This window comes from Fluctibacter halophilus (assembly GCF_020687825.1).
In the GTDB taxonomy this organism is placed as follows: Bacteria; Pseudomonadota; Gammaproteobacteria; order Enterobacterales; family Alteromonadaceae; genus Fluctibacter; species Fluctibacter halophilus.
The window spans coordinates 15794-34135 of sequence record NZ_JAJEWP010000004.1 but is presented as its reverse complement, the minus strand read 5'-3'; the positions used below and the strand labels follow the sequence as shown (position 1 = coordinate 34135).

The following is an 18342-nucleotide window of genomic DNA, read 5'->3' as shown; positions in this document are numbered from 1 at the left end:
AACAATGTCGGGTTCTGTAACTGAATTCCTAAAACCAAGGTTAGTAGAAATTGATAACGTCACGCCTACGCGTGCGAAAGTGACTCTCGAGCCACTGGAGCGAGGCTTCGGTCACACGCTTGGTAATGCATTGCGTCGTATTCTTCTGTCATCCATGCCAGGTTGCGCGGTAACAGAAGTAGAAATCGACGGTGTGTTACATGAGTACAGCACCAAAGAAGGTGTACAGGAAGACGTTATCGAGATCCTGCTGAACCTGAAAGGTTTGGCGGTGCGTCTAGACGGTAAAACTGAAGCGACGCTAACTTTAGTGAAATCCGGTGCGGGCCCTGTTACGGCTGGTGACATCCAGCACGACGGTGACGTAGAAATCGTAAACCCTGATCATGTCATTTGTACATTGACTGGTGATGCTGAAATCAGCATGCGCATCAAAGTAGAAATGGGTCGCGGTTACGTTCCTGCTGCAACTCGTCGTTCCTCTGAAGAAGATGATCGACCCATTGGTCGTTTGTTAGTGGACGCTTCATACAGCCCTGTAGAGCGTATCGCATACAATGTCGAGTCAGCCCGTGTTGAACAACGCACTGACTTGGACAAACTGATCATCGATATGGAAACTAACGGCACACTGGATCCTGAAGAAGCGATCCGTCGCGCTGCGACCATTCTGGCTGAACAGCTGGATGCGTTCGTAGAATTACGTGACATGTCTGAGCCGGTAGAGAAAGAAGAGAAGCCGGAGTTTGATCCGATTCTGCTTCGCCCTGTCGACGATCTGGAATTGACGGTACGTTCTGCTAACTGTCTGAAAGCAGAAGCTATCCAGTATATTGGTGACCTGGTACAGCGCACCGAGGTTGAGTTGTTGAAAACACCTAACCTGGGTAAGAAGTCTCTGACTGAGATCAAAGACGTGCTGGCTTCTCGTGGTTTGTCTCTGGGCATGCGCCTGGAAAACTGGCCACCAGAAAGCATTGCCGACAAAGATTAATCAGGTCGCAATCTAAACTGATTTGTAAAGAAGGATATTAGCTATGCGCCATCGTAAGAGTGGTCGTCAGTTAAATCGTAACAGTAGCCATCGTCAAGCGATGTTCAAAAACATGGCTGGTTCACTGGTTAAGCACGAAGTGATTAAAACCACTTTGCCAAAAGCCAAAGAACTGCGTCGTGTTATTGAGCCTCTGATCACACTTGCTAAGCAAGACAGCGTTGCAAACCGTCGTTTGGCGTTCGCACGTACTGGTGATAAAGAAGTGGTAGGTAAATTGTTCAACGAACTGGGTCCTCGCTATGAGACCCGTCCAGGCGGTTACATTCGCATTTTGAAATGTGGATTCCGTGCTGGTGACAATGCCCCTATGGCATACGTTGAGCTGGTTGACCGCCCTGAAGCTACTGAAGTTGAAGCAACTGAAGACGCTGCAGCGGAATAAGCACCGCAACACATTAAAAAAACCCGGCTTTAGCCGGGTTTTTTTTGCTCCGAGAGAAATGACGTTGGAGTAATAGGAATACGGTGCTTAATACTTTAGAGCTACACTTTTGTACCATGTAAGAGTTGCTAGCGAGTGTTGAGAACGATTCAGGAATTGGTGTCGAATTGCGGTATTTTTCAAATCGTCGATCGGTTAGAATCCCCAACCATCGTATCATTTACAACGTTATCGCCAGCAATGACCCCCAAACACTTTTGGCAGCTTGTCTTTACAACAACTCAGTTGAATCTTAAATCTGAAGCATCAAAAAGCTACTTGATGTATGCGTGGTGGTTTTTAGAACCACTTTTGTTTGTTGCAGTGTTTTATGTTGTGTTTGGCATTTTCATGGCACAGAACAAACCCGGTTTTGTGGTGTTTTTATTGTGTGGACAAGTGCCTTTTTTGTGGTTTGCTCGCACTATTTCCAATGGCTGCTCTTCAATTGCGCATGGTATAGGGCTGATGTCACAAATTCGGATTCCCAAGCTGTATTTTCCATTGGTAACCATTTTTCAGGATACGGTTAAATCTCTATGCGTATTTGCATTGTTGTTGGTGTTTGTTGCTATTTACGATAGTAATATTACCGCCGCATGGTTTGCTCTGCCGGTAATCATGCTAGTTCAATTTACATTTGTTCTTAGCTTAACGTTATTGTGCGCGATGTTGGTCCCTTTTATTCCAGACATAAAATACCTTGTAGCGACGTCAATACAATTAGCAATGTTTGGTTCGGGGATTTTTTATGACTTCAGAACCGTGATCCGTGAAGAGCACGTTTCCTTGTATTTAGCCAATCCACTTGCCAATTTGATCAATCAATACCGTAGCGTGCTCATTGAAGGTGTTCTGCCCGATTGGCAAGCATTAGCAACCATCATGGTAATCAGTAGTTTAGTGGTTGTGTTGCTGATCATTGTGTTGAAAAGATTAGATTCCGTTTATCCAAGAGTGTTGTTGGAGTAGTCATGACAACGAAATTGTTATCCATTGAGAATGTCACATTCCATTACTTCCAACGCCATGGATTGCGGGTAAAAAAGCGAACAGTATTAAACAATCTGCAATTGGACGTATATCAAGGCGAGGTACTCGGCGTTATTGGTAGAAATGGTTGCGGAAAGTCCACGCTTTTGAAACTACTCGCGGGTATTTATCAGCCGGATAAAGGTCGCATCGTTGCCAACAATGTCCGGGTTTCACTGCAAACATTGAATGCGGGATTTGATAATGCTTTGTCGGGGCGTGACAACGCACTAATCAGTGCAATGCTGTTGGGGCATTGCAAAGCCCACGCACTCAGTCAGCTCGAGGAGATCAACGATATGGCTGAGTTGAGGGACCAATTTGATGAACCAGTAAAAACCTATAGTGCCGGCATGCGAGCACGGTTGGGGTTTTCTATTGCCATCAAAATGCAAACGGATGTGCTTTTAATCGATGAGGTACTAGGGGTCGGCGATGCTGCATTTCGGAGTAAAGCCGAGCAAATTATTGATGAAAAAATACGCAGTGGTCTTACAGTGATCCTAGTGTCTCATGCGGTACACCAGATTCGTCGTTTGTGTACCAGGGCGATCTTGATTGAGAATGGTAAGATAATTGACCAAGGTGGTGTCGACGGTGTACTCAGTAACTATGAAAAAACTATCAAAAATACAATTGGTTAAGTGTAATTATAAGGTTTGAAATTCGTCCAAATTGCTTGATGCCGACTAGATTTGCTACAATCGAAGCTTTAATGTAGTACAGTTTTGTCAGGGAAGATGTTATGAGTCGCTCCGTTGTGCAACGCATACTGATGTGTTGTGTCTCTTTGTTGGTGGTTTCCACATTCAATGTTCACGCTGAAGTTATCGATAGCTTTGAATCTGCTACTCTGTCCGATAAATGGACAAAATCTAAAGACAATACCCTAGATTGGGATTTTGACAGCTCGGAAGCGTTATCCGGATTAAAGAGCTTAGCTTCACCGACCGGCCTTGGCTACGGGGAAGTCTCAGACATTACTTACACAGACACCTTTGAAGACAGCACGCTGACGTTGTATTTCAAACAAGCCTCGACCTCCGCTGCTTATGTGAAAATACTCATTGATGGTGTGGAGGCCAGCACCTCTGCTACAACTGGCAGTGCAAACACTTGGCGTAGTTTGTCGACCCCGATCAGTCAGGGATTGCACAGTATCACCCTGCGTTTTACGTCAAATGGTAGCAACAATAAAGTATTTGTTGACGACTTGACAATTGTTTCCCAGGAGCAGCTTTGGCGTCACCCTGGGGGGATTATCAGTACCGGTAGTACATCCCAATCGATCTATGAATTCGACCAATACGGCCGAATGTATAGTAGAAAATCGTTTTCAGATCAGTGTTACTCCATTGCTGGTCTAACAATCCTCCCTGATAACACTATTGCAGTATCCTGTGGCCTATCCCTGAACAACGCAAATGCCGATGTCCTAGTATGGGATCATGTTTCTGATACCACTCAACGCTATCAATACAATGGATTAGTGAGCGGCTCTTTAACCAGCTACAACCATTTCATCTTCACCAATAACAGCAACTTTACCGCTGGTGTTGTTGGGATTGTGCGCATTAATACCAGTAATGGCACCAGTAGCTTGTATCAGGTCGGTACGCTTTATGATGATCTGCAGATTGGTAAGAATAGCTTGTTGTACGGGGTAAGTGATGACTATTCGAGTGCTTGGCTAGACGAGTTTAACCCTTTGACCATGGAAAAGCTTCGAAGTATTCAGTTGCCTTCCAACACAGAAGTAGTCGCTGTCGCTGCTGATGGGACATTTTTTGCTGCACATTCAAGCTATGTTGGAAAATTTGATAAATTTGGCAATGAGCTGTTTCGTGTTGAAGCAAAGGATGATGCAGTGGGGCAAGACTTTGTTTACTTGACTGATCTTGCCATCCTTGAAAATGGTGAGATCGTTGTTGGGACTGCATCAACCCACTCATTCTTTTTTGATAGCGACTTGAATTATTTGCGAACGAGTATAGGCAATCGAAGCCGTGTAGTAACAGCGCGTATTCAGATGGATGATAATGACGCTGATCAACTGCCCGATTATTGGGAAGCATACTGGGGGTTGGATAAAAGCCCTTCTCAAACCGGTGCAACAGACAATGATGGCGATAACTTGTCAAACCTCAAAGAGTATCAGTACCTGACCAATCCCAACAAGGTCGACACTGATGGAGACGGTCTCGGAGATGGTGGTGAGGTAAATGCCCGTAACACCGATCCGACTAATATTGATACCGACGGGGATGGCCTGAACGATGGCATTGAAGTGTTTACTCATGGCACGGATCCGTTGTCCAACGATACTGACGGTGATGGCTTGACCGATTATGCCGAAATCATCGACCTGAACACCGATCCGTTATCCATTGATACCGATGGTGACGGCATGGATGACAAATGGGAAATCGACCACCTGCTGGATGCCACAGTATTCAGCAAGACCAATGATGCGGACAGTGATAGCTTGTCGGATTTTGGTGAATATTTGCGTGGCTCAGATCCGAACAATGCAGATACCGACGGTGACGGTCTGAGCGACGGGCAGGAAGTCCACGTGCATGGCTCCAGTCCTGTTAAGACCGATACCGATGGTGATGGTATGCCGGATAAATGGGAAGTGGATGCAAATTTATCGCCATCCACACCTCTGGATGCTGCCCTGGACGCGGACGGTGATGGTTATACCAACCTAGAGGAATTTTGGGGTAACAGTGATCCCAATGATGGTGCTTCATTACCGACATTCGAGCCTTGGACTCAATGGCGCGGCAACTCACAGAACCTTGGTTTTCTCGGTATCACCACTAACGCCAGTAATTTTTTCGAGCGCTGGCGGTGGACTGCAACAGGCAATACCGAGTATGACCGGTCCGCGATTGCAAACAATGGAATGGTCCTGGTTTCTAGCAAAAGCTCACAAACTACCAGTATGCCGACTATGTTGGGGTTTGAGGCCCGTAGTGGTGTGATTAAATGGCAAACCGATTACGACAGCTTGCGTTATGCGTCCGCGCCAGTCATGTTGAATGGTAAGGTTTATGTACAACAAACCAATGGTGAAGACGGTCCACAAATTGTGGTCCGAGATCCCTACTCAGGCGAAGTTTTGGGAGAGACGTCGACAAGCCCCTTCTCAGTGAATAATGAGCAGTTATTGGTTGCTTCAGACCGAATCGTTCTACCACAACATTATAGTTTAAATATTTATGATGCTGAATTACAGCGTCTTCAGACCGTGAGCCTGCATCAACATTCTGAGAGCGCCAAAGCGGGATACGATGCTGACGCCGGTTATGTTTTACCTCGCGGCGACAAAATCTATAAGCTCAATGCATCCACCGGAGCTTACAACGGGACGTCTGTCACTATCGATGATCCCAATTGCCAGCAATCCATTTACAACATGAGCACTCCAGTACTTCCCGGTAACAATACTGTAGTGTGGCGTTCAAACCAATGTTTGATTAGGGCCGATTTAACCGATGGTACCCTTCACTGGTCTGCGGATCTCGGCCTGAACGGTGATACCGAAATTGTTGCCGCGTTAGGAACAGTGTTTGTGGTTAATCGTGATGACAACACATTGGAAGCTCGCGCTTTGTCTACCGGAGAGCTGCTGTGGTCTTGGAACGAAGCTCAAGCAACCCTGAACGGGTCGGTGGTCGCCACTTTAGGCCATGTATTTGTCGCGGATTCCACCTATACCTACGCCATTGACATTGGTACCCAGTCCAGTGTGAAACAGTTTACGGCGTCAGGCGTTTTGTCCCTGAGTGACGAAGGCGTTTTGTTGGTTACGGGAAACAGTTCTGTTGTCGCGATCGATATTGAAGGCGACAGTGACAATGACGGGTTGCCCGATTGGTGGGAGCGGCGTTACCAACTGGCAATCAATGATGCCAGCAATCGTCTTAGTGATCCGGATGGTGATGGGCTGAGCAATTATGCTGAGTACCTTGCGAACGGTGACCCAACCATTGCGGATACTGACGGTGATGGTGTCAGTGATGGCGTAGAGTATCACCAGTCGAAATCTGACTTACGTTTAACTGATACCGACGAAGATGGCTTGACGGATGGCGACGAGGTTAATACCCACGGTTCAGATCCCACTAAAATAGACACCGATGATGATGGCTTGAGTGACTATGTGGAAGTGACGGACCTAGGCACCGATCCGAGCTCTACAGACAGTGACAGTGACCGTATTCCTGATGGGTGGGAAGTGCAGTTTGGTTTAGACCCACTTCAGTCTAATGCCGACACTGACACAGACGGTGACGGCTTGTCTGACTACGGTGAATATGTGCGAGGAACTGACCCTACGGCAACGGACACCGATGGTGACGGATTGACCGACGGCCAAGAGCACCACATTCATCAAACCGACCCGTTACTAAACGACACCGATGCTGATGGCATGCCGGATAAGTGGGAATTGGACGCAGGGCTCGCCCCCAACGATGCTGCCGATGCACCTTTGGACAAAGACGGCGACAGCTATCCAAATATGGCTGAGTTCTGGTTCGACAGCGATCCCAGTGATGGTGCTTCCATACCGAAAGTCATGCCCTGGAATCAATGGCTGGGTGATGCGCACAACAGCAGTTTTCTGCCGGTCGTATACGACGCAGCGCGGTTCCAAGAAAAATGGAGCCGTTCATTTGGCATTTCCGACATGGGGTATCCTGCGGTGGTGGCAGGTAATCATGTGCTGGTGAATTCTGATGCAACAGGTTCTGAAGTGTTGCATGCATTGGATCGGGAGAACGGTACTACCCGTTGGTCTGTCTACGGCAGAGATACAGGCCTTGTGACCTCACCGGTTGTCGAGGGTGATGAAGTCAGGTTGTTCCAAATTAAACTTGACGGTGTCTCTGACAGTGAGCCCTTGGTAACCCGAAGTTTAATTAGTGGTCAAGTATTGCAATCGAGCAGCGACTTTGCACGACAGTTTGATCTTAGTACAACAATGACAACTCACCTGTTGTCAACGCCTGAAAAAAGTTACTTTTACGGGCATAATGCGGTGTGGCGAATAGATAGCGATTACTCGCAATATAAGCGGTTATTCTCAATGCATCAGCACGCTACACAGCATAAATTGGGCATGGGTTATGATAATACTGTTTATGCAATCGCAAGCCGCAATTTATATTCAATCGACCCGACGACGGACGAGGTCACGATCAAGCCGATCGACAGAGAGGTGCTGTCCGGATGTAACTTACCGCATTACGACCAAGCAGTGCCGCTACCTACCAGGGGAGGCAAAATTGTTGCGCGTTTAGGTAACTGCACGGGGCTGATTGACCCTTCCAGCGGTCTGTTTGACTGGGTGATTAACGCCCAGAAATCCCATCACAGCACGATACCTGCAATGGGCCCGGGCGAGATGTATGCGATTAACCTCGATGACAACGTGCTGGAAGTTCGCGACCTGAGCGATGGCGCTGTGAAATGGCGCTGGACAGCCCCCGAAGGTATTCTCAAACGCAGTGTAGTTGCGACGTTAAGTCACGTTTTCGTATCTACTGACCAATACACCTATGCGATCAACCTGACCACGCAAACCCACGACAAGCGGTTTGAAGTCTCAGGTAAGCTGGCTTTGAGTGAAGCAGGCCTACTGACCGTGATCAGTCCAACAAAAATTACGGCAATTGAACTGGAAGGCGACAGGGACGGCGATGGTATGCCGGATTGGTGGGAGCGCCGCTATGGCCTTGACATCAATGACCCTGGCGACCGGTTGGAAGATGCTGATGGCGACGGGCTGGCTAATTTGGGTGAGTATCGTGCCAATGGTAACCCTACAGTGACTGACACTGATGGTGATGGACTGACCGACGGTCAAGAACATTTCCAAACCAACACTCTGCTGAACCAAGCGGACTCCGACCTAGACGGTTTGTCAGATGCAGAGGAAGTTAACACTCATCAGACGGATCCACTGAATGCGGACTCTGATGATGACAGCCTGTCGGACTACGACGAAATTAAAGTGCATAATACAGACCCCAACAAGTCTGATTCGGATGATGATCAGTTACCTGATAGCTGGGAGTTGCAATACGGCTTTAGCCCTGTGGTGGCCAACACCGGTGATTCCGATGGGGATTCATTGAGCGATCGGGGGGAGTATGTGCGCGGCACAGATCCGACCAACGTTGACACGGATAATGACGGTCTGACCGACGGTCAGGAACACCACATTACCAAGTCTGATCCATTATTGATGGACACGGACGGTGACCGCATGACGGATGGTCAGGAGGTCAAATATGGCCTCAGTCCAGTGAACAAAGCCGCAGTGAGCGACGATTCTGACAGTGACGGCTTTAGTGACCGTGCAGAAGTCCTGAACGCCAGTAATCCGCTCAATAACCGCTCACAACCCGCGGTCAGCGAGTGGCGAACCTATGCTGGCAATGCCTTACGTAGAGGGTTTGTACCGGTGAAGTTGAACCCTTCAGGCTTCAAAAAAATGTGGGTAACTACCGCACGGGTTACTCAGCCGGTGGCAATGGGGCATGGTGCCGTCTATGCCGTGAGCTACGATACACTTTATGCCTATGATTTACGCACCGGCAAGACACGTTGGCAACGCACAGGGTTTGATCTTAGCGATGGCCTCAAGTCTGTGGCGACCAGTGATGATCTGATTTATCTGCACCTGGGCAATCATTCCAGTAGCCGCATGCTGGCGCTGTCTTCCTCAACGGGGCAAACCGTGTTCGATGTCGGTGCCAGTCAGCAATGGCAGGACTGGCTCGCGCCGGTCACTGTTGGAGATTTCTTGCTATACCCGAAAGAATACTCATTGCAAGCGGTCAACAAAGATACCGGTGAAGCGGCATGGAGCTTTTCAGTCGGTAATCTTACCGACATGTGGTCGCCAAGCTCTGATGGTGAGCGTGTTTACGTGCATGTCGATGATAAAATTAGCGTGCTGTCGCTCGCCAGTGGTGAAAAGTTGGCCGAGGTCACCGATCCGTTATATAGCTGGTGGGGTTACACGCAGAACGTAAGTCCCGCGATAGGTTTTTACAATGATGTGGTGTCTTACAACCGTGATCATCTAATAAGCATCGATAATGACGGGCAAACCCTTCGCTATACTGTGGATGAATTGTACGGTAGCTTCAATCAACCGGTGCTGCGGGATGGTTTGATCTATCTGAAGGCGCAAAGAGGGCTAGTGATATACGACGAACTCACAGGCGCCAAAGTCACATCGATTGACCTCCCTGGAGGTTATGCTTTAGATATCTTGGCGACCATGGATCATATCTTCGTATCGACGAACGCAGGAACCTTTGCCCTGGAAACCAAAAATTACTCGCAAGCTTGGTCGGTGAGTGACATCGGCATGCTGGCCTTGTCACAGACCGGAGTACTAACCATCAGTAGCAACAATGGCATCGCGGCGTACGATGTCAGTACCGATGCAGATAGCGACGGTTTGCCGGATTGGTGGGAACAAAACTACGGTTTACTTGCTAACCGTGCAGGCGACGCGAACTGGGATTTGGATCGTGATGGCGTGACCAATTTGGTTGAGTATCGACTGGGCAGTAATCCGCTAAGTAGTGATACTGACGGCGACGGTATTCCGGATGACTACGAGGTTGAACAAGGGCTCGATATCCTTGTCGACGATGGCGCCCTTGATAGGGACAACGATACATTGACCAACCTTGAGGAATATTCATTGGGGCTGGCGGCCGGCGATGGCACTGATGCAAGTGCTGATGCGGACAATGACGGGTTAACCAACCTGGAGGAAATCCGGGGGACGACTGATTTCCGTAACCCAGACTCCGACGGCGATGGCACGTTAGATGGAGAAGATTCTGCACCGATGGATCCAACATCCGGTGGTGTTGTGAAGCTGGTTGATAGTGATAGCAATGGTTATGAAGATCTGCACCTGCTGGGCCAACGGGATGGTATCCAACAAATTGGGCTGTTTGATTCCAACACCCAGTCCGAGCTGTCTCCGTTGCGTTTCATTGATGGCTATACGCCTTCAGTCTACACTCCCATAGCGGATACTAACCGTAACAGCGTAGCCGATGTGGTTGTCGCTGGCACCGACAGTACAGGCTCGAAAGGCTGGCGAGTGTATGACCTGGGTGGTGCAAAGATAAGGCAAGGCAGCTTCCCTGGGTGGTTGATGCCGGCGTCGTTCATTGATGCTTTTCCGATTGCTGACGTAAACGGCAATGGTGGTGAAGACCTGGCACTGGTGTTCAGTTTGTCTGGTGGTCAGAAGGCGTTCGCGGTGTTTGATCTGAAAACGACCGAACGCATCTCTGCGCAAAAACTACCACTGTGGTTTGATGCCCAAAACGGCTGGGATGTTGAGGGGCTGCTTACCACGTCTAAGGTGACCCTAACCCTGGCGGGTAAAAATCAAAGCGGCCAATGGACGCGATTGTTGTACAACGCGCAAAACGGTTCGTACATCTCACGTGTGGATGTACCTTATTACCTCAATGCAGTGAAAGTGGTCGAAGGGCCTGTCATGGCAGATGATACGCCGACAGCGCTGGCAATCGGTAAAACAACACGTGGTGCCACAACCTGGTTATTGTTGCGGGCTGGCTATGTCGGCGTGATCAAGGTGCAAACCTTACCGCCGTGGATGGACTTGTTTGATGTTACTCTGATTGAAGATCCCGAAGGCGACGGTATAGCTGACGTGGTAACGCTTGGCAAGACAACCGGTGGGAATTGGTTATGGCGACGTTATCCCTCAGTCGGCACCAACTTGCAGCGTCAGTTGGTATATCCGCCGTGGATGAAGCCAAGCTCCATTAAAACCATTAAGGATAGCAATGATAGTGGTGCAGACGATATTGCAACCTGGGGACGAACAAGTGCAGGCAACCCGTTGTGGATGAAACATGATGGTTTGACAGGCGCTGCTCTTGGCAATGTCGCCGTCCCACTTTCCTTAGCCAATTAGTATCAGGGGCAGGGACGGAAAGTAGTCCCTGCCCGTTGGCTTACGTTGGAAAGAGAGGAGCAATGGAATGTATTCGATGACAGGTTTCAATTAACGTGAACAAACATCTTATCGCTGCAGTGACGTTTATTTTATTCGCTGCTCAAGCAAACAGTGCTGAATTGCGTTCAGTCACAATCAATGATCTTCCCGCATTAATGACAAATATGGGGATGCCAGTCTCTCTCGCCAAAGGCGTCACAAGTGTACCTTCGTCTCCCGGATTGTCGGATGCTTCAGGTGCTTGGCAACTGACACCAATACAGGTAACGTCCCCCCTGCATGACAATAGGCATAAGCGATATGAACAACGCATCAACGGCGTGCCGGTGTGGGGAGCGCAAATCATTACCCATGAAAATGGCAAAGGTGAAGTAGCCGGCGTTAATGGAAAGCTTGCCATTGGCGTTAATACTGATGCCGCTAGTTCGTTGACCTCAGACAATCTGATCAGCCCAGACCAAGCCTTTGAGATTGCCAAAGCCCGCTTCCTGAAGAAAGCTGATAATAGGGCGTTTCAACAAGTGGGCACAGTCATCGAACAACGCGCTGAAAAGCAGTTTGTTTACATCGATGATAATGGCAAAGAACGGCTCGTTTATCATGTGAGATTTCAGGTAACCGCACCGTCTGGTGAAGTTGCTATTCCGGTTTATCTGATTAATGCAACGTTCGGAACGGTGATTGAGTCATGGAGCGACTTGCATCACGCTGACGCTTCTGGGCCGGGCGGCAACCAGAAAATAGGCAGCTATGAATATGGTACTGACTTTGGCTATATGGATGTTACCAATATCAACAATACCTGTATGCTGGAGAACACAAACGTCAAGACCGTTGACCTGAACCACGGAACAAGTGGCGGCAACGTTCACAGCTTTCCTTGTTCGCGTAACACGTATAAGGCTATCAACGGAGCTTACTCCCCTCTAAACGACGCGCACTTTTTCGGCAACACGGTGTTTGATCTTTTTCAGGACTGGTATAGCGTCAAGCCGCTTTCATTCCAGCTGTTGATGCGGGTTCACTACAGCAATAATTATGACAATGCCTTCTGGAATGGACAGTCAATGACCTTTGGTGATGGGGCCAGCGCGTTTTACCCTTTAGTGTCCCTCGATGTGGTTGCTCACGAGGTGGCCCATGGTGTGACAGACCAAAATTCAGACTTGGTATACCGCGGACAATCCGGCGGCATTAATGAGGCATTTTCCGATATGGCCGGGGAGGCCGCTGAGTTCTATTTACGGGGGGCAAACGACTGGTATATCGGTGCCGACATCACGAAAACTCGTGTAGCTTTGAGGTACTTTCAGGACCCGACCGCAGACGGTCGCTCAATCAAGCACGTAGACCAATATTATGAAGGACTGGATGTCCATTACAGCAGCGGCATTTTTAACCATGCTTTTTATGTGCTTGCCAATAAGGCCGGCTGGGGGGTTCGAAAAGCGTTTGATGTCATGCTGGATGCTAACCGCAATTACTGGACTCCGAATTCTACGTTTAAGGACGGTGCCTGTGGTGTGATTGCCGCAGCGATAGATCGCCGTTATTCCGTTGATGATGTGATCGATGCATTCAATCAGGTTGGCGTCGTGTGTGACGAACAATATTTTGTCGACGCCGATCAAGACCTGATGTCGGATTATTGGGAGTTGAGTTTTGGTCTGGATCCTGAGGACCCGTCTGATGCATCGACCGACTTGGACAATGATGGTTTAACCAACCTGGAGGAATACCTAGCCAATACCTACCCGAATGACAGCGACACTGACGATGATGGGTTGGACGACGCGGCAGAAATTAACACCCATAGCACAGATCCGGTAGATCCGGACAGTGACGATGATCGCTTAAAAGACGGCGATGAAGTCGCCAGAGGGCTAAACCCCCTCAGTGACGATACTGACAATGATCAGATGGATGACGGGTGGGAAATTGACTATGGCCTCAATCCCTTGGTTAATGACAGTGATTCGGATCCTGATGGCGACCAACGGCCCAATCTAACGGAGTACCGACAGAAAACCAATCCCAATGTGCCAGAAGTGTTTGACATAGAGGACAACAATTCCATTGCGCAGGCGCAATCCCTCACTGACTTCTTTACGTTAGGGTTATCCCCCGACATTGGTGACAAGGTATCCAATACGTCCCAAACGATACCCCATGTCTCTGTCATTGGAACCGGTGACGGGTCTTTCGATGTATATCGGGTCGATGTACGTAAAGTACCAGCGAAAGCCATTTTTGACATTGATTACGGCGATCGTGAAACCGAAGGGGCTGTCGACACGTTTTTACGCATCCTTGACAGTGACGGCACTATCATTACCAGCGGCGATGATGCCAACAGTAATTTCGGTGCTGGTGGAAGCAGCAGTGACGTAGACGCTTATGTGGAATACCAGTTTTTTACTGCCGGTACGTATTACATAGAGGTATCGCAGTACTTGCGTAATCCGTTACCCGCCGGGGCAACTTACCAGTTGCAGGTTTCTTTGGAGCATGCGTTGTCAGATGCGGACCAAGATGGCATGTTGGACAGTTGGGAGACCAGTATGGGACTGGATCCAACCAATCCTGCCGATGCTGCTCTGGATGGCGATCGTGACGGCTTGAGCAATCTTCTTGAATACCAGTATTTCACTGATCCCAGACTAGCGGATACCGACGCTGATTCGCTGACCGATGGACAGGAAGTGAATGTGCATCGTACCCGACCGGACAAACCTGATACGGATGGAGACGGCGTACCGGACGGTATCGAAGTGAGGCTGGGGGCATCTCCTTTGTCTCAGGATAGCGATAGTGACCAAATGCCGGATGGCTGGGAGTATACTTATGGACTTTCATTGACAACCGATGACAGTGGCGATGATGCTGATAATGACGGTATGTCAAACCTTCAAGAGTACCAGCAAGGTACCAATCCTACGGCCATAGAAGTATACGATACCGAAAGCAACAATACCTTTGAAGAAGCCCAGCGTATCGACGGACTATTTGCGTTGAACTATTCCGGTGATATTGGCGATCGGACGACCAACACCTCTCAATCCATTCCTCACCTGACCATTATCGGTTCCGGTGATGCTAGCCTAGATGTATTCACTTTTACTGTGAATGTTGCTGGAAGTTTGGGGATATTTGATATTGATAAGGGCACGGGAGGCGAAGGCGGTGATGTCGATACCTTTATCCGCCTGTACAATAGCCAGAGGCAGCTCGTGTTCAGTAATGATGATGCAAGTATCTATTATGGTGGTACGGGCAGCACAAGTGACACAGACTCATACATGGAGTATCACTTTACCAATCCCGGCATATATTACATCGAAGTCGCTGAGTACAACCGTAATCCATTGCCTGCCGGTTCAGACTATCTGCTTCAGGTATCCTTGCAAGGCACAATGCCAGACAGTGACGAGGACGGACTTCCTGACGATATGGATACCGACGATGACAATGATGGTATGTCTGATGAGTTTGAGCGGAAGTATGGTTTTGATGGTCTCGACCCTAGCGATGCCAGTGGTGATCTCGATGGGGATGGCCTGAGCAACTTGCAAGAATTTGTTGCTAATACTGATCCATCAGACCCTGATACTGATAAAGATTTTGTATTGGATGGTTGGGATAGTGACCCCAACAATGCGGATATTGGACCCGCCAAGCAGTTGGATGTCAACAATAATGGTTATCAAGATCTCGCTTTGTTAATTGGCGATGAAGTATTCATTACCGACAGTTATTCAAAGAACAGGGTTCAAACTTTGCGTATTGTGCCCTGGTTTACTGCAGAACGTATTTTGCCGGTCAATGATATCAATGGGGATTCTATCTGGGACATACTGGTTGTCGGCTCCACTCAGCGCGGGGCAAATAGCTGGCAAGTATATTCTGGCAGAGATGGTCGATTGCTTTACAGTCATCGCTATCCGACTTGGCTGACTCCAACCAAACAACTTGATGTGTCAGTTTCTGAACAGAATGGACGTCCATTGTTGACCTTGCTCCTTGAAACTGTCGAAGGGCGGGGGGCTTTTATGATTTATGATCTGCGAACATTCGTTGTTAATAAGGCGATTAAGCTTCCAATTTGGCTTACAGGCCATACAGTACTCTCACATGCAGAAAATTCGGACTCAAGCACAATCGAAGTGGTTGTAGTCGGGACATCGACTAAAGGCGTTAACACTGCTCTTTTCTTTGATGGGGAGTCTGGTAGACTCGACCGCCAGCTGTTATTTCCTGTTTGGTATCAACCCAATCAATTCTTATTGGGGCCAGATACAGACAATGATGGTGTCATTGAGTTGTTAACGTTGGGGCAAACCTCAGCCGGATATAATGTGAGATTGAGTCAAAATATTACCAGAGGGAATATAACCGACTCTTATCGCTATCCTGCATGGATGATCCCCAAAAAAATTGCGTTGGTTAAAGATGATAGCGCTCCAACACAATACGACATATTGACAAGGGCAACATCCTCAATGGGGGCAGATTTTTGGCGTAGACAGGAATTTGGCTCAAATACGGTGGTGCGGCAGCAAAACTATCCGGTGTGGTTCAGGCCAGCTGACGTGATGTCCCTTGACGATGTTGACAACAATGGAGAGACCGAAGTCGTCACTGTCGGGAAAACAGCAAAAGACATTACTATCTGGTTCATACAAGATTCGTATACTGGTTTACCGCTTGGATTTGCTAATACCGGAGGCTAAGCATTGCGTCAGCAAAGCGTTTACACCGACGGAGCCAAGTACGGAATCGAGTTGTTAAAAAAGTGAACTCCCTCTTGGAGAAATAAGTTTGCAGTATCGCTCCGAAATTGACGGTTTACGTGCAATCGCAGTACTTTCGGTCATTTTCTATCACGCCAAAACCATTTTATTCGGAAGCTACCTGTTTGAAGGTGGTTTTTTAGGCGTTGACATCTTTTTTGTGATCAGCGGATACCTGATATCCAAAATCATCTTGCAGGAAATTCAAGACAGCGGAACGTTTTCATACTCTCGCTTCTATGAAAGAAGAGCTCGCCGTATTCTTCCTGTATTATTGGTTGTCTTTATCGCTTCTTTTCCGTTTGCCTGGGCTTTATTGTTACCGACGGCATTTGTCGAGTATTCAAAGAGCATCATTAGTTCGGTTTTTTTTGGTTCAAACTTTTTCTTCTACTTTGCGACGACGGAGTACGGTGCAGACTCTTCACTGCTAAAGCCGTTTCTTCATACGTGGTCGTTAAGTGTTGAAGAACAGTTTTATCTTCTTTTTCCGATGCTTGCTATTTTTGGAAGCCGATTGCTGGGCAAAAAAGTCGGATGGCTGTTTATTGCTGTTGCAGTGATCAGTTTGGTCTTTAGTCAACTGTATGTCAGCATTAATAGCGATCTTAATTTTTATTTGCCTTTTTCCAGAGCCTGGGAATTGCTTGCGGGATCTTTGGTTGCGGTTTGGCAATTAAGACGTTTAAGTCCACATATAAGTGCACTGCAAAGAAACGTGATTGTTATCATCGGTATGCTGATGATCCTGTTTTCGTTATTCACGTTTTCTTCAACAACACCACACCCGAGTATCTGGACAGTGGTCCCTGTGCTAGGGACAGTTTTAGTATTGATGTATTCTAATGGAAAAGATTTTGTTGGGCGTTGTTTGTCGCTTAAGCCAGTTGTTTATATAGGCCTGATCTCTTACTCCCTGTATCTGTGGCATTTTCCTGTGTTTGCCTTTTTACGGCATATCATTCCCGAGTTTGACTTGGTCTCAGGGAGTATTGCGATAGCATCGACCGTGCTGCTCTCTGTAGTTTCTTACACTTATGTGGAGACGCCATTCAGAAGCCGCTCATTTATTGGACTCCCCAAGTTTAGTTACATCATGCTTTCTACTACTGTACTGATTCTTATTTCTCTGTCGCATGTAGTATTCACTGGGGGGGACTACAAACGCTTTAATGAAGCTCTGCCCGGTTTAGCGGACTTCGAAGCAGATAATCAAAAGCTTCGACAAGAGCGTTTAGCCTATCTTCAAACGTTCTCATATCAGTTCAAAGAAAATACAGATGGCTATGATGTTTTAGTGGTTGGAAATTCAAAAGCGCATGATTTGTACAGCGCATTGATGGAAACCAATGGATATTGGAAAAACTTGCAGTATCACCGGGCAGATTATCAGCTGAGTTGTTTTTCTACGGATAATGATGTAGCAGAGGCCTTTTTCAACTCAGACAAATTCGTTCACGCCGATATTGTCGTCGTTTCTACTTTATACTTCATGCAGAAAGCCTGTCCCAAATTGGGGAGCGAACCTATGGACTTTATGGTCGGGTTGAACCGTCTCGGTTCAAAGGTTAGAGAGACAGGCAAAGCTTTTGTTGTGGTCAAGGAAGGGGCATACTTCCCTAAAGATGGTAGAAAAATCCTAGCCGACCGATTGTTGGATGGAATGGCGATTGAAAGCATTGCCGATGCGAAGCGTTATATCGAGATGGTCAATCATACGGCTTTTAATGTTAAAAAAGATGTTTCAAAAATAAATGAATTTATCCTGGAAATTGCGCACAAGTATGATGCGGTTGTACTCAGTAGCGAAGACTTCGTCTGTGACAGAGAGGAGCAGACTTGTTTCTTAATGGGAGATCAAGGTGTTAAGTATTTTTGGGATGAACTGCATTTAACGCCTCAAGGAGCGCGTTTCTTCGGAGAACGAATTGTCGAAACTAACTGGTTTTCGCCAGTTGTTACAGTATTGGAACAACAAGCCAGGAACTAGTGTGTTTTGTGCAAG

At 47.7% G+C, this 18342-nt stretch carries 7 protein-coding genes; all 7 read left to right on the top strand.

Features of this window, described 5'->3' with window-relative positions; genetic code table 11:
* Positions 1 to 4: 4 nt before the first annotated feature.
* The 7 genes from LJ739_RS13350 (at position 5) to LJ739_RS13320 (ending at position 18327) form a co-directional block, all read left to right on the top strand.
* Complete coding sequence (locus LJ739_RS13350) at positions 5 to 994, top strand: DNA-directed RNA polymerase subunit alpha (protein ID WP_229161250.1); 990 nt, start codon at positions 5 to 7, stop codon at positions 992 to 994.
* Between the two features lie 43 nt (positions 995 to 1037).
* Positions 1038 to 1439, top strand: a complete 402-nt coding sequence (rplQ, locus tag LJ739_RS13345; RefSeq protein ID WP_229161248.1) for a 50S ribosomal protein L17 — start codon at positions 1038 to 1040, stop codon at positions 1437 to 1439.
* 135 nt (positions 1440 to 1574) lie between these two features.
* Entirely contained in the window at positions 1575 to 2450 is an 876-nt protein-coding gene (locus tag LJ739_RS13340; RefSeq protein ID WP_229161246.1) for an ABC transporter permease, read from the top strand.
* 2 nt (positions 2451 to 2452) lie between these two features.
* A complete protein-coding gene (locus LJ739_RS13335; protein ID WP_229161244.1) occupies positions 2453 to 3154 on the top strand; it encodes an ABC transporter ATP-binding protein in 702 nt (233 codons plus the stop codon).
* Between the two features lie 101 nt (positions 3155 to 3255).
* Complete coding sequence (locus LJ739_RS13330; RefSeq protein ID WP_229161242.1) at positions 3256 to 11505, top strand: outer membrane protein assembly factor BamB family protein; 8250 nt, start codon at positions 3256 to 3258, stop codon at positions 11503 to 11505.
* A gap of 95 nt (positions 11506 to 11600) precedes the next feature.
* Complete coding sequence (locus tag LJ739_RS13325) at positions 11601 to 16277, top strand: M4 family metallopeptidase (protein WP_229161240.1); 4677 nt, start codon at positions 11601 to 11603, stop codon at positions 16275 to 16277.
* An 88-nt stretch (positions 16278 to 16365) separates the two neighbouring features.
* Positions 16366 to 18327 (top strand): acyltransferase family protein, encoded by a 1962-nt coding sequence (locus LJ739_RS13320; RefSeq protein WP_229161238.1) that lies wholly within the window; start codon positions 16366 to 16368, stop codon positions 18325 to 18327.
* The last annotated feature ends 15 nt before the right edge of the window (positions 18328 to 18342 follow it).